Source organism: Bacillus alkalisoli (assembly GCF_002797415.1).
Classification (GTDB): Bacteria; Bacillota; Bacilli; order Bacillales; family Bacillaceae_I; genus Bacillus_CD; species Bacillus_CD alkalisoli.
Map to the genome: position 1 here is coordinate 1,181,184 of NZ_KZ454944.1, position 21,362 is coordinate 1,202,545.

A 21,362-nucleotide genomic window follows, 5' to 3' on the forward strand; every position below is an offset into this window, starting at 1 on the left:
TGATTAAATCCACTCAAGATGAAAGCAAACAGCTAGTATAATACAAAACGATAATATAAGAACGTCAAAGGTTGTTGGTAGAAAGATCGTTCGAATTCCTTGAAAAATGCAGATGGGAATAATGAATTGCGCCACTAATGCACGAATTTGTCTTAACCAGGGTGGTAGTGAATAAGGATTATACTTTCTCACAGTCGGTTCTCCTTTCTAACAATTACTTCTCAAAACTACTTATTAATACAACGTATGTAGAAACAAGAAAAATAGTGCCCAACCCAACACTTTTTTTCCACAGAGTGCATATTGTGTGAAAAAGGTGGAAATGCTTATTGACGTCACCTATCTTTTTTAGGTAACATATATAAGTAAATAATATATATGATTGTAAATACTGTGATTGGGAAGAGTACAGCGCAACCCCTTTAAGAGAGAGAAACCCGTGGCTGAAAGGTTTCTTAGGCAACGTTTCGTTGGAAGGTAGCCCATGAGTAGCTTCAATGAACATATGAACCATTAGTTGAAGCCGGTGAAGAGCCGTTATCTTTATTGAGAGTGCTAAAAATAATCTCATTATCTTTAGCAAAAAAAGGTGGTACCGCGAAACTTAACTCCTTTCGTCCTTTTAATTGGATGAAGGGAGTTTTTTTATTTAGTGGTTAGTGGATAGTCTTTAGTGGTTAGGTGTAAAAAAATCAATAGACATTCCTAACTATAAAACAATAGCCAAAGCTAACCACTAACCACTAACCACTAATCACTAAAAAGGAGGCATCAGTTTGATGGAAACTAAAGAAATCAATCTTCCAACCAAATATGATCCAAACACAGTAGAAGCAAACCGTTACCAGTACTGGTTAGACGGCAAATTTTTCGAAGCAACAAACGACCAAGGAAAAGAACCATACACAATCGTTATCCCACCACCAAACGTAACAGGTAGATTACACCTAGGCCACGCTTGGGACACAACATTACAAGATATCCTAACACGCATGAAGCGTATGCAAGGTTACGACGTACTTTGGTTACCTGGAATGGATCATGCTGGCATCGCTACACAAGCAAAAGTAGAAGAAAAACTTCGTAACGAAGGAATTTCTCGCTACGACCTAGGTCGTGAAAAGTTTGTGGAAGAAACATGGAAGTGGAAAGAGGAGTATGCTGAACATATTCGTCAGCAATGGTCCAAATTGGGGTTAGGCTTAGATTACTCTCGTGAGCGTTTCACATTAGATGAAGGGCTATCAAAAGCAGTTCGTGAAGTATTCGTTGCCCTTTACAAAAAAGGGTTAATCTATCGTGGCGAATACATTATTAACTGGGACCCTGCGACAAAAACAGCTCTATCTGATATCGAAGTTATTTACAAAGACGTACAAGGTGCGTTTTACCATATGCGTTACCCGTTAGCAGACGGTTCTGGTCATATTGAAGTAGCAACTACTCGTCCAGAAACAATGCTTGGAGATACGGCAGTAGCAGTTCACCCAGAAGATGAGCGTTACAAACATTTAATTGGCAAGAAGGTTATTTTACCTATCACGAATCGCGAAATTCCAATCGTTGGCGACGATTATGTTGATATGGAATTTGGTTCAGGTGCAGTGAAAATTACGCCAGCACATGACCCGAACGACTTTGAAATTGGAAATCGTCATAACTTAGAGCGTGTTCTAGTAATGAACGAAGACGGTACAATGAACGCTAACGCCTTAACATACAACGGCATGGACCGCTTTGAATGCCGTAAGCAAATCGTGAAAGACTTACAAGAAGATGGCGTTCTTTTCAAAATAGAAGAGCACATGCATTCTGTTGGTCATAGTGAGCGTAGTGGAGCAGTTGTGGAGCCTTATCTTTCTACTCAATGGTTTGTTAAAATGCAGCCTTTAGCAGATGAAGCAATTGCACTACAATCAAAAGAAGACAAAGTAAACTTTGTTCCAAATCGATTTGAAAACACATACTTACGTTGGATGGAAAACATTCGTGATTGGTGTATTTCTCGTCAACTATGGTGGGGACATCGAATTCCTGCTTGGTATCATAAAGAAACAGGTGAAGTTCATGTGGACCACGAACCACCAGCTGATATCGAAAACTGGGAGCAAGATACGGACGTATTAGACACATGGTTCAGTTCAGCATTATGGCCGTTTTCTACAATGGGCTGGCCAGAAACAGAATCAATTGACTACCAACGTTTTTACCCAACTTCAGCATTAGTAACAGGTTATGACATCATTTTCTTCTGGGTATCGCGCATGATTTTCCAAGGACTTGAGTTTACAGGCGAGCGACCATTCAAAGATGTACTTATCCACGGATTAGTTCGTGATGAGCAAGGGCGTAAAATGAGTAAGTCACTTGGTAATGGTGTAGACCCAATGGATGTTATCGATAAGTATGGTGCAGATTCTTTACGTTATTTCTTATCCACTGGAAGTTCTCCAGGTCAAGATTTACGTTTCTCTATGGAAAAAGTAGAAGCAACTTGGAACTTTGCGAACAAAATTTGGAATGCATCTCGTTTCTGCCTAATGAATATGGGAGATTTAAAATTCGAAGAAATCGACTTAACAGGTGATAAATCTGTTGCAGATAAATGGATTTTAACTCGCTTAAATGAAACGATAGAAACAGTAACGAAGCTAGCGGATAAATATGAGTTCGGTGAAGTTGGGCGTGTTCTTTACAACTTCATTTGGGATGATTTCTGTGACTGGTATATTGAGATGGCTAAATTACCACTTTACGGGGAGAATGAAGCGGCGAAGAAAACAACGCGTTCTATCTTAGCTTACGTATTAGATAACACGATGCGTTTATTACACCCATTCATGCCATTCATTACAGAGGAAATTTGGCAACAACTTCCGCATGAAGGTGAATCCATTACGGTTGCGAAATGGCCGGAAGTTCGTGCAGAGTTAACGGACAACGAGGCAGCAAGTGATATGCGTTTACTAGTAGATATTATAAGAGCAGTTCGTAACGTTCGTGCAGAAGTTAACACGCCAATGAGCAAGCAAATTAAACTTCTAGTTAAAACAAAAGATGAAACAATTACAGGTAAATTAGAAAGAAATCGTTCGTACTTAGAGCGATTCTGTAACCCAAGTGAATTATTAATTGGTACAGATGTATCGTTAGACGAGCAAGCTATGACAGCTGTTGTTACTGGTGCAGAGTTAATCTTACCTTTAAAAGGATTAATCAACATCGATGAAGAAATAGCACGACTAGAAAAAGAGTTAGCGAAGTTTGATAAAGAAGTGGAACGTGTACAAAAGAAATTATCGAATCAAGGCTTTATCGCAAAAGCTCCTGCAAATGTAATTGAAGAAGAGCGTGCGAAAGAAAAAGATTATGTGGAAAAGCGCAACGCAGTTCAACAACGAATTACAGAGTTAAAAGGATCCTAATAAAAAACAGCACTTACGGCATGACCGGGAGTGCTGTTTTACGTTTGTGACTTTCCAATGTGCTTTATGGACACTTGTAGTTGAATTTACCCTTGAGATGTCCATATAAAGAAAATAAAGACCAACTTTCAGTGTGAATAAATGCAAAGTGTCCATAAAAAGAAAATAAAGATCAACTGGCTCAAAATATAAATGAAACATGTCCGTAATAGAGTGGATTATGGACATATATTAACATTTCGAGACTTAAATTGGTCATAAAAATATAAACATTACTAAAAAGACCCAATAACTATAAATTTAGTAACTCATCCTTCCACACTTCCTTAGCACTACCAATTAATGATTGAGTACCTACAATAAAGATGACGGAAGGGGAGAGGTTTTTGGCGATTTTAATTGCATCAGTCATTTTCTCCGCTTTTTGCACAGAACCGTGATAAGAACTGGCTACGGCAAATGCGTCATCAGGAAACTGTTTTACCGTTTTATCCGGTGTTGTCACAATTAAATGGTGAGCAAACTCGCTACATGTCCCAATGACACCTTTATAATCTTTATTAGCTGGTACCGCAATAATGCATACAACCATCCTAGCATCAACAAAAGGTAAAATTTCTTTTAGATACATAGCAGAATCTTTATTTATTGATCCATCTAATATTACAACAGGATCTCGCGCTACAACTTCTAATCGGCCAGGCCACCTTAATTTTTTCAAAGTAGAAGAGACGATGGACTCATCTAACAGATTACCGAGAACAACTTCACACGCTTGAATAGCCAAAGAAGCATTTTCTGTTTGATAAGAACCTAACAGCGGGAGGGCTAGATTGGAAAACTCATTCCCACCAAATGTTGTGACACTAAATTCACTTCCCTCAATCGTCATGCCGTTTAGAGTAGAATGAAAATGCTCACCGTAAAACAATGTCCGATTGGCTTGCTTTTTTACTAATGGAATAACTGAATCTGTTTGCTTACCAATAATTGCACTCTCGGTACAGTCTTTTATAATACCTAACTTATGTTCAGCAATATCTTCTATCGTTTTTCCTAAAAATCCAAGGTGCTCTTCCATTATCCTTGTAATAACAGCCCACTTGTTCGGCAAAACGTTTGTATCATCAAACATCCCACCTCTTCCAATTTCAATAACATTCATATCTGTTTCTTCTTCTCTAAAATGCTTCAATGCAATAGATAAAAAAATGCCAGTCGGGCCAAGATAGTGAAGCGGCTGTTTGATCATCTTCTCTACCTTTTCGATTTCTAAGCGATTTTCGTTTATGTATTGCAAAAATCTTTCATCCGTAATTGCTTTTCCGTTCACACGAATACGTTCATTGTAATGTACTAAATGAGGGGACGTAAACAATCCAACTTTTAAGCCATGATTTTGCAAAATAGAAGCTATCATACGAGAAGTAGAGCCTTTGCCTTTGCTGCCTGTAACTAAAAGAATTTTGTTTTTCTCTGGTATAAGATCCAACCTTGTTAACAATTCTTCCGTTAAATATGGTGCTCTCGTTACGGCGTCATCTTCAAATGTTTGATAAGGTTTTGCTTTTAATAAGGAGCGATACACAAAAGAAACAGCTTCATCCATCGTTTGAAACGGATTCATCTAGTTCACTCCTTTTGTAACTTGCTCACATATAAACTCTAAATATAGCTTCACAACGTTAATGTCTGTAACTTCACATAAAGTCCTACAACCAACTACATCTTCTATTTCGTTAAAAAGAAACTTCCCCTCTATATCAAAAAGAAAATCAATGCCAGCCATCCCAAATGGAAATAGTGATATTATGTTTTCTACTATACGTATTTCTTCATCACTCAATAAATACTCTTTCGCTTGTCCACCGAGTGTGTAATTAGCTTTAAAGTCGTTGTCGTTATAACGTAAAACAGCTCCGACAATAGTTTTTCCAACAATAAATACTCTTACATCTTTCCCAGGTGAACCTGCTAATGGTTGTAGAATTAAATCATTATTCTCAAGTAACTCTAAAGTATGAGCCAACTCACGTTCATTTTGAATCAAAAAAACTTCCTTGCCACTTCGCCCCGTCCGAGTTTTTAAGACGAAAGGAAAGGGGAGTGGAGCTTTTTTTGTGATGAGAAGTGTTTTTCTATTTGCAAAATATGTATCTAACATCGGAATGTTATGTGATGCTAATAATTGGTGTGTGAACGCTTTGTCGTTGCAAATAGAAGATACAAAACTAGAATTAAAACAAGGAAGACCGAGAGATTCTATTTGCTTGCTAAACAGCGGATTGATGTCTCGCATAATAACAAAGTCGGGAAGTGGAGCTTTATTTTTCTGGACTTCAATAAATAAATGGTTGTTCTTCACACCGAAACTAATGTCAGATTGTACGTAAAAGTGTAAGTTGATGTTTAATTTTGGTGCTTCCTCTAAAAACCATTGGATAAATGATTTATTTTTACTCGCATGTTCATCCTCATAAATAATCCATCCTGTTAATTGCATCCTGTCATCCCGTCACTTTCTTTAACACATGAGGAATAATAAATTCAGCTACGTTCACACCAGTACAATTGTAAATGTTACGGATGTGGGCGTTTGAATTAATTTCGCAAACAATTGGAGAGCCATCTTCCCCAAATAAAAGGTCAACACCAGCGAAATCCGCTCCAACAATATTTGCGCACTCTATAGCCAGTTCTTTTTCTTCTTGTGTTGGTTCATACGTTTCCATTCTACCGCCATTACTTACGTTTGCTCTAAAGTCGTTCTCAGAAATTCGCTTCATAGACGCTACGACTTCATCGCCAACAACATTGAGGCGAATATCTTTCCCGTAGCTAGACTGGATGAATTGTTGTAGCAAAAATGGTTTGTTTCCAATTTCTTTTATTTTCGTATGTAATTCTTCTCGAGACTGAACTAAGAAAACTTGCATGCCAAACGAGCCAAAAGCTTCCTTCACAACAAGTGGGAACTTCAGCTCATCTATAGCTACTTCAAACGGTTCCATATCTCCATGCTCGATAAAAACGAGAGGAGCTAACAACGTTTTAGGCATTGGAATACCGTGGTTTGCTAAAGTTTGAAAGGTAAGAGATTTATTATCACATATAGAAATACAGGAGGAACTATTAAAAACAGGAATCCCCATCATTTCTAAATGCATAGCTAATGGTATATCTTTGTCTAGAAAAATAACAAAGTCGGGAAGGTCATGACTCCATCTTCCTTTCAGAACAGCCTTGCCATTTTCAATAGTAGGGAAGAGGTCATTATTCTTAACTAATTTACTCGTTACCTGGTGCTTTTTTGCAGCTTTATCTATCCACTCGGCTAAATCAACAAACTTAGCTTCTTGTAAGTTACCATTATATATAATCCAGCATGTATAGTTAGTCATTTTGTTACTCCTTTAGTGAGAAAAAGTATAACTTCTTCAAGCGATTGCACGATTGTAGAGAAAGAGTGCATTCCCTCTAATAATTGCCAATTCATTTCGATTTGCAAGCAAAACACGTTACAGCTTTTAGCAATATCTGCCGAAACGGTATATGGAAATCCGGCAGTAAAAATATTATCCACTCGGACTTCTTTCACACCGTTCTTATGGAACACATCCTCGATCCGCCTTATTAGGTCGGTTCTTCCTTGAATGTTCTTGCCACGACCAGTTCCAAGGTCAATGTCGTATGGTCGATGAGGTGCCATAATGTGCAAATCTAGCACGTATTGGATGTTTTCGTCGCATATTAGTTTTTTAGCAATTTCTCTATACGTGCTAACAGGATCGTAATTTGCATCGTCCTGTTTATTTCTCGTTTTAAATATGGTAAAACAGTTTGTTGATTCTTGGAGTAGTTGAGCTATTACGCCAGTTCGAAACTCTCCTGTTTTCGGCTGTCCCTCGCGCGTTTGAGTGACACTATGTGGTGCGGAAACAAGGACGGGAATCTTTCCAATTATAATATGAAAGTCTCCTTGATTGCTCTTATATCTTTCTTCTTTAAAGACGGCATCCATCTTTACTATTTGCTCGGTAGAATATATCATGAGGAACTCCCCTTTTTTGTCGAAATACTGTATCGAACTCTCGATAGTGTTACATACATGGAGAAAGGAATAAACACAGTAATTAATAGTATTTGCATCCATGTAGTGAAAATATCAAGGGTTAATACGGTGAAAAGAACGGCCATAATAGGAACGAACTGGATATTCCAGTTTTTCTGTAAAAGGAACATCATATCTCGGCGAACCGTACAAACTTTCCCGATATTTGTAATTCCTAATTGTTCTCGAATGGAAGAGGGGACCGCCACACATATATTCATTGTACTACTAGTATTCATTACATTCGTTTCTTTTACTAATTCTAAATCGCTCATTTCTAACACTTGAACTCTAGCTGTTTTATTACGGTATTGTAAAAGAACGGAATCAGCTTCTTCAATACCGAGTAACGTCATTGTACTTTTCGTTAATCGAATAATAGAGCTTGTTTCATCAGACGTATACGGTCGGATCACTTTTAAGTCAATCGCTTTATCTCGAATAAAAACATTTAAAATTGTATCTCGTACTTTTTCTTTCCAATCTTTCTTTTCTTCTACTTTGTAATAATGATTCACAGGATAAATATATGTTGTGCGATAACCAACTTTATTTAATAAACCTTTCATTTTTAAAGACTGAGTAAATTCTAATTTATCGAGCGATTTTCCGTTCTTATAGGAGTTCTCCAATAATTCTTGCTCTACATCAGCTAAAATGCATTCTTGACTATTTGTTTTCTTTTTATGGATAAGGCTTTTATAAGTAGGTAAAAGCTCAGGTAATTGCTCATATTCAAGAAATTGACGTTGAATGTAGTTTAGCTTTATTTCATTGTCCGTTATATCTTCGTCCACCTGCACGTTATGAATATTAAAGTCGAATGAAGTTCCTGTATACGGATTCACTAATTCTAGAAAAGGTGACTGAAGACGTTGTAACTGTTTAAACGTATTTTCAGACACAATGACACAATTTTCTTGAACGAGTGATGCTCTTTGTGTTTGAATACTAGTAAACTCAAATCTAGCTGCTTGTTGAATGGAAAGTTTTCCGGTATATTCCTCATTTAAAAACTGTTTCTTTACAGATTTCGCTAGAACAATCTGTCCTCTTTCTAAATCAGCTCTTTTTCTTTCATAAACCACACATTTCTGAAAAAAACCATTGGAAGGATTGAATAAAACGAGGTAATCATGTTCCATTAGCTTTAATTCTTCCATTGTATCTTTTGAAAGTTCCACCCGATTCCACGGAACGATGCTACCAACTTTTTTATCTATTACAGGTTCAATTGTATGCCAATCATTTTTGCAATTTTCAACTTGAGTTGGCAGTATATTCATTAAAGATAGAATGATAGTGAATAAATCAGAAGGGAAATTATTCTTACTATTGATAGAGAATTTAATAGAAGGAAGTGCGTCTTTTAAACAATAATCTTCCGTATCACATATGTAACTTTCAAAGTTTGTTAATCCACATGCATTTGCTATACTGTTTACTAATGGATGAAAATGATCATTTTGCATATAGGCATATTGATTTACTTCTGAAAACTCTAACCCAATGACACCACGTATCATCTGTTTCGATATGTATTGATTAACTTTACTTTCCGTTTTATTCGTATGTTTTTTTAGGATAAGCAAATGGCAATTTGTTATTTCTTTTAACGTCATTCCAGCAGCAATAAAATCAGGTGAATCTGATTGTACAATAAGCAAGATAGGCAATGTGCCTTTTTTATATTGGTCTTTTTTAAAAGGAAAGAATTTTTCTCTTTGTAATTTACTTTTTGTTTTTGAAAAATAAGTCAAAGCGCTCTTCTTTGTAGAAAAACGATTAGAAAATAAATGTATCATTTCACGTCACCCCCACGTACAGACAATATCATCTGTCTGCTATACTAAAATATTTTACTACTTTTTACAACACATATGGAAGGAAATCACTATGTATAAAGATATTACGAAAATAGCTGAAAAGTTACTTTTACAATCCGGTAACAAAATAGAATTAGGTTTATCTAGAATGAATGAATTTTTACAATCGGTTGCAAATCCGCAGGAACAACTTAAGTGCATCCATGTAGGTGGAACAAACGGCAAAGGCTCTACCGTCAAATATTTAGAAGGCATGCTAATGGAGTCTGGCCTCACTGTTGGTGTCTTTCACTCCCCGTATTACGAAGCAATAAACGACCAAATAACAGTTAACGGTACATACATAAGTGACGAAGAAATTCATCGTATTATAAAGCATTTCGAAACCACTGTAAAAACGAAAATAACAGAATTTGAATTGTTAACCGCCATAGCTCTTTACTATTTTTCATCGGTGAAAAAAGTAGATATTGCGCTAATTGAAGTCGGGATGGGTGGGGAAGACGATTCAACAAATGTCGTTGAGCCAATTGTATCGATCATTACAAATGTAGGAATGGATCATGCTGATTTTTTAGGAAACAGTTTAGTAGAAATAGCCAACAAAAAAGCGGGAATCATTAAGCGTGGAGTTCCCCTTGTTTCAAGTGTAAGTCAAGAAGAGTTACGTCATTTGTTAAAAAATAAATGTGTCGATTTCGGATGTGATTCCTACTTTTTAAAGGAAGAGTTTAAAGTAGAGTCTATTAATCAAGATACATTAGGAGAAACGTTTAATTTCATTTATAAAGACCAAACGATAGAAAATATTTATATTCCATTGACCGGTGAACATCAAATACAAAATGCTGCTCTTGCAGTGATGACTTATTTATTATTAAAAGACAAGCAAATGGTAGTCAGTAACGAGCAACACATGAAAAAGGGACTAAAGAATGTATCACACGCGGGTAGATTTGAAATTATGTCCACCTCTCCAACCATAATACTAGATGGAGCTCATAATCTTGAAGCAGTCGAGATGCTAGTAAAAACGATACAACATAAGTTTTCTAATAAAGATATCACAATTGTTTTCTCTGCATTTAAAGATAAACCTATTCGAGAAATGGTAAACGAACTCACAAAGCTAGGTGGCAAAATTATCTTTACAACCGTGCCTTCTCCAAGAAACATTAGTGCGAAGGAGCAATACAACATTGCTGGTATAACGAAAGCATCCTATGAAGAAAACTGTGAAACCGTAGTGAAGCAAGAAATATTAAATTGTAAACAACATAACAATCTATTAGTAATTACCGGTTCCTTACACTTTATATCAATAGTTCGGAAGTATTTACTAGATTTATCGAAAGTAGAAAAATAGGGGAAAATTCTCCTATTTTTAAATTATTTTTTTAATGACAAAAGTTAGAAAATTTGTTAAACTTAGCTTAATTATATTGTTTTCGGAAAAAGCGAAATAGAGGGGAGGTAAGTGAGTGTCAGGACTTGAACTTAGTTGGCAAAGAAACAGTTTAATTTGGGCTGCTTTTGTTATCTTTTTCCCAATTATTGTTTGGACAGGTTACATAGTATCACCAGTATCTATAGCAGAAATACCGGTATGGCACGTAGTAGGTTTTACTATTTTAATGATCATCCTTGCTCTCATCCCCATTATTGTTGCTGATGTTCCAATCTTTTTAATGCAAGGTGTTTCATTGGCAGTCTTTTTATCGTTTGGTTTGTTTGTTGAAATGACACTAACTATTTTAGGTGTTGTTGCCTTATTAATATATGTAAGAATAAGTAAAGCAGAGTCGTACAGAATACCTATTAACCTCTTAATGTTTTCATTAGCTTCATTAGCCTCTGGGTTTATTTTCTATTTTCTTGGAGGAGTGCACGGAAGCACAAATTTACTCTTACCATCGGTTATTGTTCCTATTCTAGCTCATCAATTCACATATTTTATGATGAATCAGTTAGGACTCTACTTTATAACAAACTACATACATAGAATGAAAAAGAAGTTTTACTCTATTGATACAAAGTGGGACGGTGTTACAAGTATAGTAGTTTTACCAGTTGGGATCATTCTTTATATGTTGTACCAGCAGGTGGATGTTGCTGCATTATTTTATGTAGGACTACCGTTTGTCATTTTAGCGCTAATTTTAAGGCTATATCATAATAGTGAAAAGGTAAATAGCTATTTACAACGTGCCGCAGATGTGGGACATGAGATGACAGAAAAATTAAATGTGCAAGGTGTTTTAGATATTTTTCTAGAAAAAGTAACGGCTATTTTTCCTGCTGACTATGCGGCGATTATAAATGTTTTGGATGAAAAAGAGTTTCGGTTGTTACGTGAAATAAATAAGCATAACATTGATGCAGAAACTAAGTTTATGTACTACGGTGGGATCTGTTATGATGTACTCATTTCTAAAAAAGGTGTTTGTTATGAAACAAATAAGAAGTGGAAAAAACCTGAAGTAGATAAACAATATACGCTAAACAGTTTAATGTGTGTGCCTGTCATACGTAACCAACAAGTAGTAGGGTTAATTATATTAGCAAAGAAAAAGAAACGTGCGTATGATAAATCACAGCTAATGATATTAGATATTCTAGCTTCTCACTTCGGCGTCGCAGTTGAAAAAGCACGCCATTACGAAGAGACGAAGAAAAACAGTGAACGTTGTGCATTAACGAAACTATATAACTATCGCTTCTTTGAAAATGTGTTGGAAAATGAGTTTGGAAAGCTAGTTACAAAGGAAAATACTAGTCTTTCACTTATTTTACTTGACCTAGATCATTTTAAGAGGGTAAACGATACGTATGGTCATCAAAGCGGAAATGAAATATTAATCCAAGTCGCAAACAGATTGTCGACGATTGTTGGTACAAACGGAATCGTTGCTCGTTACGGCGGAGAAGAGTTTGTCATTCTCTTGCCAAATATGGAACGTAAACATTGTTACGAACTAGCAGAGAAAATAAGACTTAATCTTGCAAATCGTGCATTTACATTGAAACAACATATAAAAGAAACGAACACAGCTCAACTTGTTAAAGTCACAGCGAGCATCGGCTTTGCAACAGCTCCAGATGACGCAGAAGATGGATTAAGCCTAATCCGCCACGCCGACCGTGCAATGTATGTAGGAGCGAAACAAGCTGGAAGGAATAAAGTAGCGGAGTATCGGAAATCTTCGTGACGCTATAGTGTTTAATGGATAGTTTATAGTTGGTTAGGAAAATAGAAGAAAAACACTAGTAACCGAATTCACTTGGCTACTAGTGTTTTTTTAGTTTAATAGTTAACATCAATATCGAATATTCCCCATTCATTTATATCGTAGGCAAATTTCACACTTTCATAAATTTGAGCTGGGCACTTTGAATCAATAATATTTTGAGCAATAGGTTTAAAAACTCCATCTTTTTTCTCGAAAGCATTTCCTCTAACACAAATATAGTTTCCACTACCACCTTGATCAATACCTCTACTAAAATAAGCATCACCTGAAATGAGTAGTTTTCCGCTACCACCTCTAAAGTCTATAATACCTTCAAACCATGCATTCCCAGCAATAGATAATGTTGCACTACCTCTTATATCAACTGTATTAAGGAATCTTGGAGAGGATTCAAAAAATGTAGAGCCAGAACTCCCTGATATGGACAAAGAATTACGAGTAATCAATGGTAGAGTAGATGGATCAACAGGTACTACTTGACCATTACTATCTCTTTGCTCTTGCGAAATACCAGCAGAATTACCATTCGAGATAGTGAAAGCGGCAGTAACAACTTTTTCTTTCCCACCAACTATACCAGTACTCTTAATAGGGATGGTAATATTATTAAATCCATCACATGTAGTGTTGTTCCCCGATTTAAGTGTGAATGGACCGTTTGAATCCAATTTATATTTATAATTAACATTTTGTATAGTAATAGTTTCTGAAGTAGGATTCAAAGGCCTAAAAAAGCTTAATGCTCTTAAATTAGTTTGTATTCTATTACAGAATAAATTGTCATGTTCACTCAATGGTCTATTTAGATTTTTAACTTCCTTTATAGTTGCATTTACCTGGCTTTGAATAAGTGCGTGTGCATGAGTTACGCCCATTTCCGCTAAATCTTTCGTTTGTGTCATCTCTTCACTTCTATTTACTTGAAGAGCAGTATTAACTGATTTTGGTATAAGCATCATCGCCAATAACGAAATTAGTACAATCGATAGGAGGACCATTACCATCGTGTAGCCTTGATTATTTAAATGTTTTTTCATTTTTCACCTCTCCTAAAGACGACTTATAATCGTAGTCAATTCAAATGTTAGTGAAGGATCATCTTTATTTATTAATTTTAATTGTTTTATATCTATAGGGTTACCCACCACAACGGAAAAAGATTTAGAAGAGGACGGATCATTATTTTTCGTGTTAATGGATACGCTTCGTGCTTCATTTTCAGCTGATAGATTGTTAAAAGTTAATTCAATATCATAATAACGACTATTCATCGTAATTTCCCCGATTTTTAATTCCCAATCACCGTTGGCCTTCTTTGTATATTGAAAGGTGTAATCTTCTTTTTCATGTGCGGTAGAAAACATTTGGATGATAATGTTTGCTTCTTGACGTAAATTAATGTGCGAATCGCTTTTATCTGCATTACGGAATGTTTGGAAAAAAATCGCCGCGACTAATCCAGAAATGATAAACGCTATCATGAGAGCTGCTAAAAGTTCTACAAGTGTTATCCCTTTTTCGTTGTTTATTTTCATACCTTTAGTTTCCTCCTCTTACATACCCAAATGTTTCCGATAGTAATGTTCGCTTTGTAACATCAGCAGAATCAAATATTTTCACATGGACTACATACAAGGTAGGAGTAGTGAAACTAAGTGTTTGTTTCGTCAAAATTATTTCTGGATAGTACGTTTTATGGTTCACCTTATAAAAACAGGAAGAAGGTTCTAGTGCCTCTTTTAACTTCGGATGGTAATTTGTATCAAAATTGGAACATGAAATGACGAGGTTTTGTGAAGAACCAGTGTAGTTTTCCGTTACAATGTTTAACGTTTTTCTAGCTAAATTATAAGCAACAAGTTTGTCTTCATTTTTCGTGGAGAAAAATAGTGCTTGATTGGAGAAACTAAAAAATGTTATTAAGACGAACGATAAAATGACAAGTGAGACTAGAATTTCTAGTAATGAAAAGCCGGACTCATTTTTCAGTGCATATTTGAAGTTTTTTATTTTCATTTCATTACCTTCCTAGTATAAGTGATAGAAACTTTTTATCTAGTAATCTCCTATTTCCAATTACCTACAATTATTATACAATATCATTAACTTACTTTGTTCTACAAAATATGCAGAAATTGATATAAATGTTGTTTTTTGTTGATTTATCAACAGAAGGAAAAATGTAGAAAAGGATGATCGCCATGGCAGTAACTAGAAAGCGATTAGGAGACTTATTAGTCGAAGCAGGAATTATTACCGAAGAACAATTGCAAACAACACTAACTGAAAAGTCAAAGGGACAAAAAATAGGAGATGCACTTTTACAAAGAGGGCTTATCACGGAGCAACAATTAATAGAAGTACTAGAGTTTCAATTAGGGATACCTCATGTTAGTTTGTTCCGTTATCCATTTGATGAAAAATTAGTTCATGTCATAACGAAAGAGTTTGCAAAACGTAATCTTCTTATTCCACTTAAAAAGGAAAATGAAAAACTCTATGTCGCAATGGCGGACCCAATGGACTTTTTTTCCATTGATGATTTAAGGCTTTCTACAGGATTCGAAATAGAGCCTGTCATTGCCACAAAAGATGACATAATACGCTCTATCAACAAATTCTACGATTCAACTGATTCGTTAGATGACCTGTTAAGTGGATTCACTCCAACAGAAAAAGTAAAAGTAGAAGACGAGCGTATAACAGAAGATGATTCACCTATCGTTAAAGTCGTGAATCAAATTTTGCAAAATGCTATTCAATTAAAAGCAAGTGATATTCATATCGATCCACAAGAAACGAAAGTGTTAGTCCGTTACCGTATTGATGGTGTTTTACGTACAGAGCGTACACTTCCAAAGCATACACAAAACGTTCTGTCGGCTCGTATTAAGATTTTAGGAAATATGGACATTACTGAGCATCGTATCCCTCAAGATGGCCGTATTAAAACGAATATTGATTATCATCCAATTGATGTTCGTGTTTCAACGTTACCGACTGTTTTTGGTGAGAAAATCGTTATGCGTATTTTAGACATGAGTAGTTCGTTAAACGACATAAGTCAACTCGGTTTTCACGAAAAAAACTACGCACGATTCCTAAATTTAATTCATCAGCCGACTGGAATTGTTTTAATAACAGGTCCAACTGGTTCTGGTAAATCTTCAACACTTTATGCAGGATTAAATCATCTAAATAGTGAAGAAGTAAACATTATTACAGTAGAAGACCCTGTTGAGTATCAATTAGAAGGTATTAATCAAATTCAAGTTAACGCTAATGTTGGGATGACGTTTGCGAAAGGACTTCGTGCGATATTACGTCAAGACCCGAACATTATTATGGTAGGGGAAATTCGTGATAGAGAAACAGCCGAAATTGCGATTCGTGCGTCACTAACAGGTCACTTAGTATTAAGTACCCTTCATACGAACGATTCTATTAGTACAGTAACTCGTTTAATTGATATGAAGGTAGAGCCGTTTTTAGTGGGTTCCTCTGTTAATGGGGTATTGGCACAACGTTTAGTACGAAAAATTTGCCGTGACTGTTTGAAATGGGAAGAACCGACGAAAAGAGAAGTGGAGATTTTCCAAAAGCGTCATCTGACAGTGGAAAAGGTTGCGAAAGGAAAAGGATGCGGAACTTGTAATATGACGGGCTATAAAGGTCGTATTGCGATACACGAATTATTAGTCGTTAATGATGAAATGAGAAAAGCGATTGTAAACAATGAAGGTGTGTCTAAATTAAGAGAATTAGCATACAAAAATGATACAGTGTTTTTAATTGATGATGGATTAGAAAAAGTGAAGCAAGGTTTAACAACAACAGAAGAAGTACTTCGAGTAGCTTTATATGAGTAGGTGTCGTTATGATAAATAAAATACAAGAGTGGCTTCATACTGCATATGACAGAAATGCGTCTGATATCCATTTATCTGTCGGTGTTCCACCAACGTTTCGTGTGAATGGCGAATTAGTCCGATATGGCGACAGTATTCTGTTACCAGAACATACCGAATCGATTGCGAAAGAAATGATACCAGACTTTTTATGGGGAACGTTTCAAGACAAGGGTGAGCTTGATTTTTCTTATAGTTTACCTGGATTATCGCGATTTCGTGTAAATGCCTATAAACAAAGGTCTTCGGTTGCGATGGCCATACGTATTATTCCTACAAGTGTACCGACACTTGAATCTTTACATTTGCCGCCTGTTCTTAAAAGTCTAATCGAAAAACCACAAGGTCTTATTCTTGTTACTGGCCCAACTGGAAGTGGCAAATCTACGACACTATCTTCGATGATAGATTTTATGAATCGAACGATGAAAAAGCATATTATCACGTTAGAAGATCCGATAGAGTATTTGCATAAACATAATTTATGTATGATCGACCAGAGAGAAGTAGGTTTTGATACAAAGTCATTTGCTAACGGCTTAAGAGCATCGCTCAGGCAAGATCCAGATGTTATTTTAGTTGGAGAAATGCGTGATTTAGAGACGATTCAAACGGCTATTACGGCAGCGGAGACAGGGCATTTAGTATTAGGAACACTTCATACAACAAATGCTCCATCAACCATTGATCGAATTATTGACGTATTTCCGCCGCAGCAACAACCACAAATACGTATTCAGTTGGCGAATGTCCTAGTATCGGTCATTTCGCAAAGACTTTTCCCTACGATGGACAGAATGGGTAGAAAAGTAGCGACAGAAATATTAGTGAACAATGCAGCAGTTGGTAATTTAATACGGAATGAAAAAATTCATCAAATTAAAAATGTCATGCAGACGAGTCGTGCCCAAGGAATGCATACGTTAGAGATGAGTATTAAAGAACTAGTAGACTTAGGGCACGTATCAAAATATAGCGTAGAAAGCTTTATGCAGGAGTCGATGACGTAATGCCAAGGTTTAAATATACAGGTAGAGACAATAAAGGCAAAAACGAAGGAACGATTACAAGTAAATCTAGACGTGAAGCCATCGTTCAATTAAAAGAAAATGGTGTAAAAGTAATTTCAATGGAAGAAGTGGCAGAATCTTTTTTAACAAAAGATATAACGATCGGTAATCCGGTTAAACTACAAGATTTTGTCGTTTATTTACGACAATTTTCAACATTGATTCGAGCTGGTGTAACCGTTGTCGAATCGACGAAAATTTTAGCTAATCAGACAGAGAGTAAGCATTTACAACGCGTGCTTTTTGAAGTAGAAGAAGACCTTCGCCAAGGAAATGCGTTGTCTGAATCAACAAGTAAACACCCAAAAGTTTTTACTCCGATGTTTGTTAACATGATTCGGGCTGGTGAAGCAAGTGGTACGTTAGATGACACGTTGGACAGGCTCGCAACACAGTTTGAGAAACAACATGAAACAAAACAAAAAATCGTATCAGCCTTAATGTATCCAGCAGTATTAAGTTTAGTAGCCGTTGGGGTAATTATCTTTTTATTAGTTGGAGTTGTACCGACATTTGTTAGCATGTTCTCTGATTTTGGAGCAGACCTGCCAATTATCACAAAGCTAGTACTTGGAGCAAGTGAATGGATGCAGAGCTTTTGGTGGTTCATTATTATCTTGTTTATTGGAGCAGTTGTTGGAATTTCCGTTGTTAGGTCTAAAGCAGAAACAAAGTATTACTTAGATTATTTTTTACTTCGTATGCCAATATTTGGCCCGTTGCTAAAAAAAGCTGCCATTGCACGTCTTACACGAACATTAAGCTCTTTATTTGCTAGTTCTGTTCCTATACTACCTGCTCTCGGAATGGTAGAAAAAATAGTAGAAAACGAAGTGATTTCTAGGGTACTAGCACAAGCGAAAAAATCGCTTGAAAAAGGGGAATCTTTAGCAGAGCCAATGAAGGATCATTGGGCGTTTCCGCCACTCGTAACACAGATGATTTCCATTGGAGAAAGTACCGGTTCGTTAGATACGATGCTAGAGAAAATTGCGGAGTTTTATGAGAAGGAAGTAGACGCTGCAACCGACCGGCTAAAAAGTCTCATAGAGCCACTCATGATTGTTGTGCTAGCTGTTATAGTCGGGACTATTGTCACGGCGATTATGGTGCCAATGTTCGACATTTTTAACCATATTCAACCATAGGTTTCTAGCAAAATATGTATTGTGCTTTTATTTGTAGTATAATAGAATTAATCTTGTAAACGGTTGTAGATTTTTATCAAATATTAGAAAAAAATGGAGGAAATAAAATGCTAAAAAAATGTCGTAACATTTTACGCAACGAAAAAGGTTTAACACTTATCGAATTACTAGCAGTTGTAGTTATTCTTGGGATTATTGCAGCTATTGCTATTCCGAGTATTGGGAATATCATTGATAATTCAAGAAAAGATGCTCATGTTGCAAATGCACAAATGGTTATTAATTCTGCAAGATTAGCAGCTTTAGATAATACAGCATATGTTAATGGTACTATCCAAATTGGAACACTTATTTCAGGAAACTATCTAGAGCAAATCGAAGATCCAGATGGAGGAACATATACTAGTGGTTCAGTTACTTTAGCTGAAGGGAAAGTAACAAGCGTAACTCTAGTAGGAGCTAAACGTACTATTTCGGCAGCTGCAGGTGATAATGGTGGGAATTTAATAATCAATAGAGACAGTATTACTTCAACAACTCCATAAATATAGATGGAAGTCTTAATTCTTTTTATGTATGCTTTGCTCCTGGGCTCTTTCTACAACGTAGTCGGACTACGCATTCCGAAGGGCATGAGCATTGTAACACCAAGGTCACATTGTACAAGCTGTAAAACAACACTGACGGGAATTGACTTAATTCCCGTTCTTTCCTATCTATTTTCAAAAGGGAAATGTAGGTACTGTAGTACTAATGTTTCTCCCATTTATCCGTTCTTTGAATTACTAACTGCCATACTATTCGTACTTGCTCCGATATTTATGGGGTGGAGTTACGAATTAATTTTTGTTTGGACATACCTTTCCATGTTAATCATCATTACGATTACAGACATTCACTATATGATTATTCCAAACAAAATATTATTATTTTTCTTCTCGCTGTTTGTTATTCAAAGTCTCTTCTTAAACATTTTACCGTTGCATGAACAGTTGATAGGCTTAGCCGTTGGTTTCCTACTTCCATTTCTCATTGCCGTCGTTTCAAAAGGTGGAATGGGTGGCGGAGATGTAAAACTACTAGCGGTAATCGGTTTTGTTGTCGGATGGCAACAGCTTTTACTTATCTTTTTCTTATCATCCTTAATCGGCACAATTATTGCCTTAATAGGAATGAAACTAGGAAAAGTACAAAAAGGCAAACCATTCCCATTCGGCCCATTCATCGCCATCAGCGCCGTAATCACCCTATTCTTCGGCGAAAACCTACTAAACTGGTACATCACACTATTAACCTAAAAAGGTAGTAATCCACTTAACCGATTACTACCTTTCCATATGAAATACAACATAAAAACATTATTGAAATTTGCTAATATCTCTTTACTGAGTGGTCTTATTACTTTGATTTGTATATTAATAAATTTCAACAATGTTTTAGTATTACTTGTATTGTGCTATTACTATCCATTGATGTTCACTGCAGGTGCGAGACTCCTGCGGGAACACAGGGACATGGAAGACCCCACAGGCGCCGTGCGCCGAGGTGGCTCCCGGCCCGCCCGCGGAAAGCGAAGGCTATCGCGGAAATCAACAGCGGTTTATAACAGTCCAAAAATAAAAAGCAAGGGGCTTACAATAATGGAAATTTCCCTTTTTCAATCCAATAAAAACATCATCAATTTAATAATAAAAGACCACGTCATCCGTCTAATCGAACTTAAAAGCACCGCCCCATTAACCGTCAAACGATTAGAAGAACGCTTCCTACCACTAAACATAATAAAAGACGGAAAAATCGTCGATGCTACAAAACTAAAACAAATCATTAATGAACTCGTAAAAAAATGGGGACTAAAAAACAAACAAATACGCTTTACCGTACCAGATGCATATGTCATTACAAGAAAAGTGTCGATACCGTCCACTGTCCTTGACGACGAAATCGTAGGTCACCTTTATTTAGAATTAGGTGCGAGCATCCACTTACCATTCGATGACCCCGTTTTTGATGTTCACATCTTAAGTAGAGACGAAGAAAAAACAGAAGTAATCCTTTTTGCATCTCCAGAAGATATGGTAATGGAATACGCTAGCTTACTAGAAGAAAATAAAATGGTGCCAATAGCAGCAGATATTTCTCCATTATGTTTATACCGTTTTTACCACCATTTCGGAAATGTAAATGAAGGAGACAATCTTTTATTTATACAGTTTGACTTAAGTAGTATTACACTAAGCATCTTTAAAGATAACGTCCCGCTGTTTGTAAGAACAGTAAACTTAACGCAAGAAACAAAAGTGTGGGAAGTAACCCGTACGAATAGTTCAATAGAATGGACGGGAGATATCGTCCAATTCAATGTGTTTTTAGAAGATTTTATTACAGAAATACAACGAGTAATGAATTTCTTCCGCTATTCATTAAACCAAGGCGATCAAGAAGTGAATAAGTTAGTATTATTTGGTGATCATCCTAATCTGCCACTTGTTGAAAGTAAATTAACCGAGAGAATCAATGCAACCATTTCAACTGTAGAAAATGAAGTGAAAACACAAGACCAAGAAGTAGTTGATGCACGGTATTATTACGGGCTTGGACTAGCGTTAAAAGAGGTGTAATA

18 protein-coding genes and 1 other annotated feature are annotated in these 21,362 nt (G+C 36.2%); of the genes, 9 read left to right on the plus strand and 9 right to left on the minus strand.

The window, feature by feature from the left end:
- Positions 1–3: 3 nt before the first annotated feature.
- Positions 4–192, minus strand: coding sequence for a hypothetical protein (locus CDZ89_RS05605; protein ID WP_096153149.1), 189 nt, complete (start codon positions 190–192; stop codon positions 4–6).
- A gap of 192 nt (positions 193–384) precedes the next feature.
- Positions 385–625, plus strand: a binding site (T-box leader).
- Positions 626–779: 154 nt separating this feature from the next.
- Here CDZ89_RS05605 and CDZ89_RS05610 point away from each other — a divergent pair.
- Positions 780–3,425: a valine--tRNA ligase gene (locus CDZ89_RS05610; RefSeq protein ID WP_096153151.1), complete on the plus strand. Its 2,646-nt coding sequence runs from the start codon at positions 780–782 to the stop codon at positions 3,423–3,425.
- Positions 3,426–3,717: 292 nt separating this feature from the next.
- Here CDZ89_RS05610 and CDZ89_RS05615 read toward each other — a convergent pair whose 3' ends face one another.
- From CDZ89_RS05615 to CDZ89_RS05635, 5 genes are read right to left on the minus strand one after another with little or no spacing between them, the layout of a single operon-like run.
- Complete coding sequence (locus CDZ89_RS05615) at positions 3,718–5,052, minus strand: bifunctional folylpolyglutamate synthase/dihydrofolate synthase (protein WP_100333340.1); 1,335 nt, start codon at positions 5,050–5,052, stop codon at positions 3,718–3,720.
- Entirely contained in the window at positions 5,053–5,928 is an 876-nt protein-coding gene (locus CDZ89_RS05620) for an ATP-grasp domain-containing protein (protein ID WP_100333341.1), read from the minus strand.
- Between the two features lie 4 nt (positions 5,929–5,932).
- On the minus strand, positions 5,933–6,826 hold the full coding sequence (locus CDZ89_RS05625; protein ID WP_096153157.1) for an ATP-grasp domain-containing protein: 894 nt from the start codon (positions 6,824–6,826) through the stop codon (positions 5,933–5,935).
- Positions 6,823–7,476 carry a hypothetical protein gene (locus CDZ89_RS05630; RefSeq protein WP_096153159.1) on the minus strand — a complete coding sequence of 218 codons (654 nt, stop codon included), beginning with the start codon at positions 7,474–7,476 and terminating at the stop codon, positions 6,823–6,825. Before CDZ89_RS05630 ends, CDZ89_RS05625 begins: the two co-directional genes overlap by 4 nt.
- Positions 7,473–9,341, minus strand: coding sequence for a hypothetical protein (locus CDZ89_RS05635; RefSeq protein WP_100333342.1), 1,869 nt, complete (start codon positions 9,339–9,341; stop codon positions 7,473–7,475). The genes CDZ89_RS05630 and CDZ89_RS05635 overlap by 4 nt, the downstream gene beginning before the upstream one ends.
- Before the next feature lie 91 nt (positions 9,342–9,432).
- On the opposite strand from CDZ89_RS05635, the gene CDZ89_RS05640 reads away from it, so the two are divergent.
- Entirely contained in the window at positions 9,433–10,728 is a 1,296-nt protein-coding gene (locus CDZ89_RS05640) for a bifunctional folylpolyglutamate synthase/dihydrofolate synthase (protein ID WP_100333343.1), read from the plus strand.
- A 115-nt stretch (positions 10,729–10,843) separates the two neighbouring features.
- Positions 10,844–12,571, plus strand: coding sequence for a sensor domain-containing diguanylate cyclase (locus CDZ89_RS05645; RefSeq protein WP_096153165.1), 1,728 nt, complete (start codon positions 10,844–10,846; stop codon positions 12,569–12,571).
- 95 nt (positions 12,572–12,666) lie between these two features.
- Here the strand turns inward: CDZ89_RS05645 and CDZ89_RS05650 are convergent, their stop codons facing one another.
- The 3 genes from CDZ89_RS05650 to CDZ89_RS05660 are packed head-to-tail and all read right to left on the minus strand — an operon-like array spanning position 12,667 to position 14,629.
- Positions 12,667–13,650 (minus strand): hypothetical protein, encoded by a 984-nt coding sequence (locus CDZ89_RS05650; RefSeq protein ID WP_096153167.1) that lies wholly within the window; start codon positions 13,648–13,650, stop codon positions 12,667–12,669.
- A 12-nt stretch (positions 13,651–13,662) separates the two neighbouring features.
- Positions 13,663–14,148, minus strand: coding sequence for a PilW family protein (locus tag CDZ89_RS05655; protein WP_096153169.1), 486 nt, complete (start codon positions 14,146–14,148; stop codon positions 13,663–13,665).
- Positions 14,149–14,152: 4 nt separating this feature from the next.
- Positions 14,153–14,629, minus strand: coding sequence for a type IV pilus modification PilV family protein (locus tag CDZ89_RS05660; protein WP_096153170.1), 477 nt, complete (start codon positions 14,627–14,629; stop codon positions 14,153–14,155).
- Between the two features lie 185 nt (positions 14,630–14,814).
- On the opposite strand from CDZ89_RS05660, the gene CDZ89_RS05665 reads away from it, so the two are divergent.
- From CDZ89_RS05665 to pilM, 6 genes are all read left to right on the plus strand, one after another.
- Positions 14,815–16,482 (plus strand): GspE/PulE family protein, encoded by a 1,668-nt coding sequence (locus CDZ89_RS05665; RefSeq protein WP_096153173.1) that lies wholly within the window; start codon positions 14,815–14,817, stop codon positions 16,480–16,482.
- Positions 16,483–16,490: 8 nt separating this feature from the next.
- The gene (locus CDZ89_RS05670; protein ID WP_096153175.1) at positions 16,491–17,531 is read left to right on the plus strand and encodes a type IV pilus twitching motility protein PilT; all 1,041 of its coding nucleotides are present in this window, start codon (positions 16,491–16,493) and stop codon (positions 17,529–17,531) included.
- Entirely contained in the window at positions 17,531–18,739 is a 1,209-nt protein-coding gene (locus CDZ89_RS05675) for a type II secretion system F family protein (protein WP_096153177.1), read from the plus strand. The genes CDZ89_RS05670 and CDZ89_RS05675 overlap by 1 nt, the downstream gene beginning before the upstream one ends.
- Positions 18,740–18,846: 107 nt before the next feature.
- Positions 18,847–19,284, plus strand: coding sequence for a prepilin-type N-terminal cleavage/methylation domain-containing protein (locus CDZ89_RS05680; protein ID WP_100333344.1), 438 nt, complete (start codon positions 18,847–18,849; stop codon positions 19,282–19,284).
- A gap of 6 nt (positions 19,285–19,290) precedes the next feature.
- A complete protein-coding gene (locus CDZ89_RS05685; protein ID WP_100333345.1) occupies positions 19,291–20,037 on the plus strand; it encodes a prepilin peptidase in 747 nt (248 codons plus the stop codon).
- Positions 20,038–20,379: 342 nt separating this feature from the next.
- Entirely contained in the window at positions 20,380–21,360 is a 981-nt protein-coding gene (pilM, locus tag CDZ89_RS05690) for a type IV pilus biogenesis protein PilM (RefSeq protein ID WP_096153183.1), read from the plus strand.
- The last annotated feature ends 2 nt before the right edge of the window (positions 21,361–21,362 follow it).

Excerpts from the sequence above, each read along its gene's own strand:
- CDZ89_RS05610 (WP_096153151.1), top strand. The coding sequence starts at position 780 with ATGGAAACTAAAGAAATCAATCTTCCAACCAAATATGATCCAAACACA.
- CDZ89_RS05615 (WP_100333340.1), bottom strand. The coding sequence starts at position 5,052 with ATGAATCCGTTTCAAACGATGGATGAAGCTGTTTCTTTTGTGTATCGC.
- CDZ89_RS05620 (WP_100333341.1), bottom strand. The coding sequence starts at position 5,928 with ATGCAATTAACAGGATGGATTATTTATGAGGATGAACATGCGAGTAAA.
- CDZ89_RS05625 (WP_096153157.1), bottom strand. The coding sequence starts at position 6,826 with ATGACTAACTATACATGCTGGATTATATATAATGGTAACTTACAAGAA.
- CDZ89_RS05630 (WP_096153159.1), bottom strand. The coding sequence starts at position 7,476 with ATGATATATTCTACCGAGCAAATAGTAAAGATGGATGCCGTCTTTAAA.
- CDZ89_RS05635 (WP_100333342.1), bottom strand. The coding sequence starts at position 9,341 with ATGATACATTTATTTTCTAATCGTTTTTCTACAAAGAAGAGCGCTTTG.
- CDZ89_RS05640 (WP_100333343.1), top strand. The coding sequence starts at position 9,433 with ATGTATAAAGATATTACGAAAATAGCTGAAAAGTTACTTTTACAATCC.
- CDZ89_RS05650 (WP_096153167.1), bottom strand. The coding sequence starts at position 13,650 with ATGAAAAAACATTTAAATAATCAAGGCTACACGATGGTAATGGTCCTC.
- CDZ89_RS05655 (WP_096153169.1), bottom strand. The coding sequence starts at position 14,148 with ATGAAAATAAACAACGAAAAAGGGATAACACTTGTAGAACTTTTAGCA.
- CDZ89_RS05660 (WP_096153170.1), bottom strand. The coding sequence starts at position 14,629 with ATGAAAATAAAAAACTTCAAATATGCACTGAAAAATGAGTCCGGCTTT.
- CDZ89_RS05665 (WP_096153173.1), top strand. The coding sequence starts at position 14,815 with ATGGCAGTAACTAGAAAGCGATTAGGAGACTTATTAGTCGAAGCAGGA.
- CDZ89_RS05670 (WP_096153175.1), top strand. The coding sequence starts at position 16,491 with ATGATAAATAAAATACAAGAGTGGCTTCATACTGCATATGACAGAAAT.
- CDZ89_RS05675 (WP_096153177.1), top strand. The coding sequence starts at position 17,531 with ATGCCAAGGTTTAAATATACAGGTAGAGACAATAAAGGCAAAAACGAA.
- CDZ89_RS05680 (WP_100333344.1), top strand. The coding sequence starts at position 18,847 with ATGCTAAAAAAATGTCGTAACATTTTACGCAACGAAAAAGGTTTAACA.
- CDZ89_RS05685 (WP_100333345.1), top strand. The coding sequence starts at position 19,291 with ATGGAAGTCTTAATTCTTTTTATGTATGCTTTGCTCCTGGGCTCTTTC.
- pilM (WP_096153183.1), top strand. The coding sequence starts at position 20,380 with ATGGAAATTTCCCTTTTTCAATCCAATAAAAACATCATCAATTTAATA.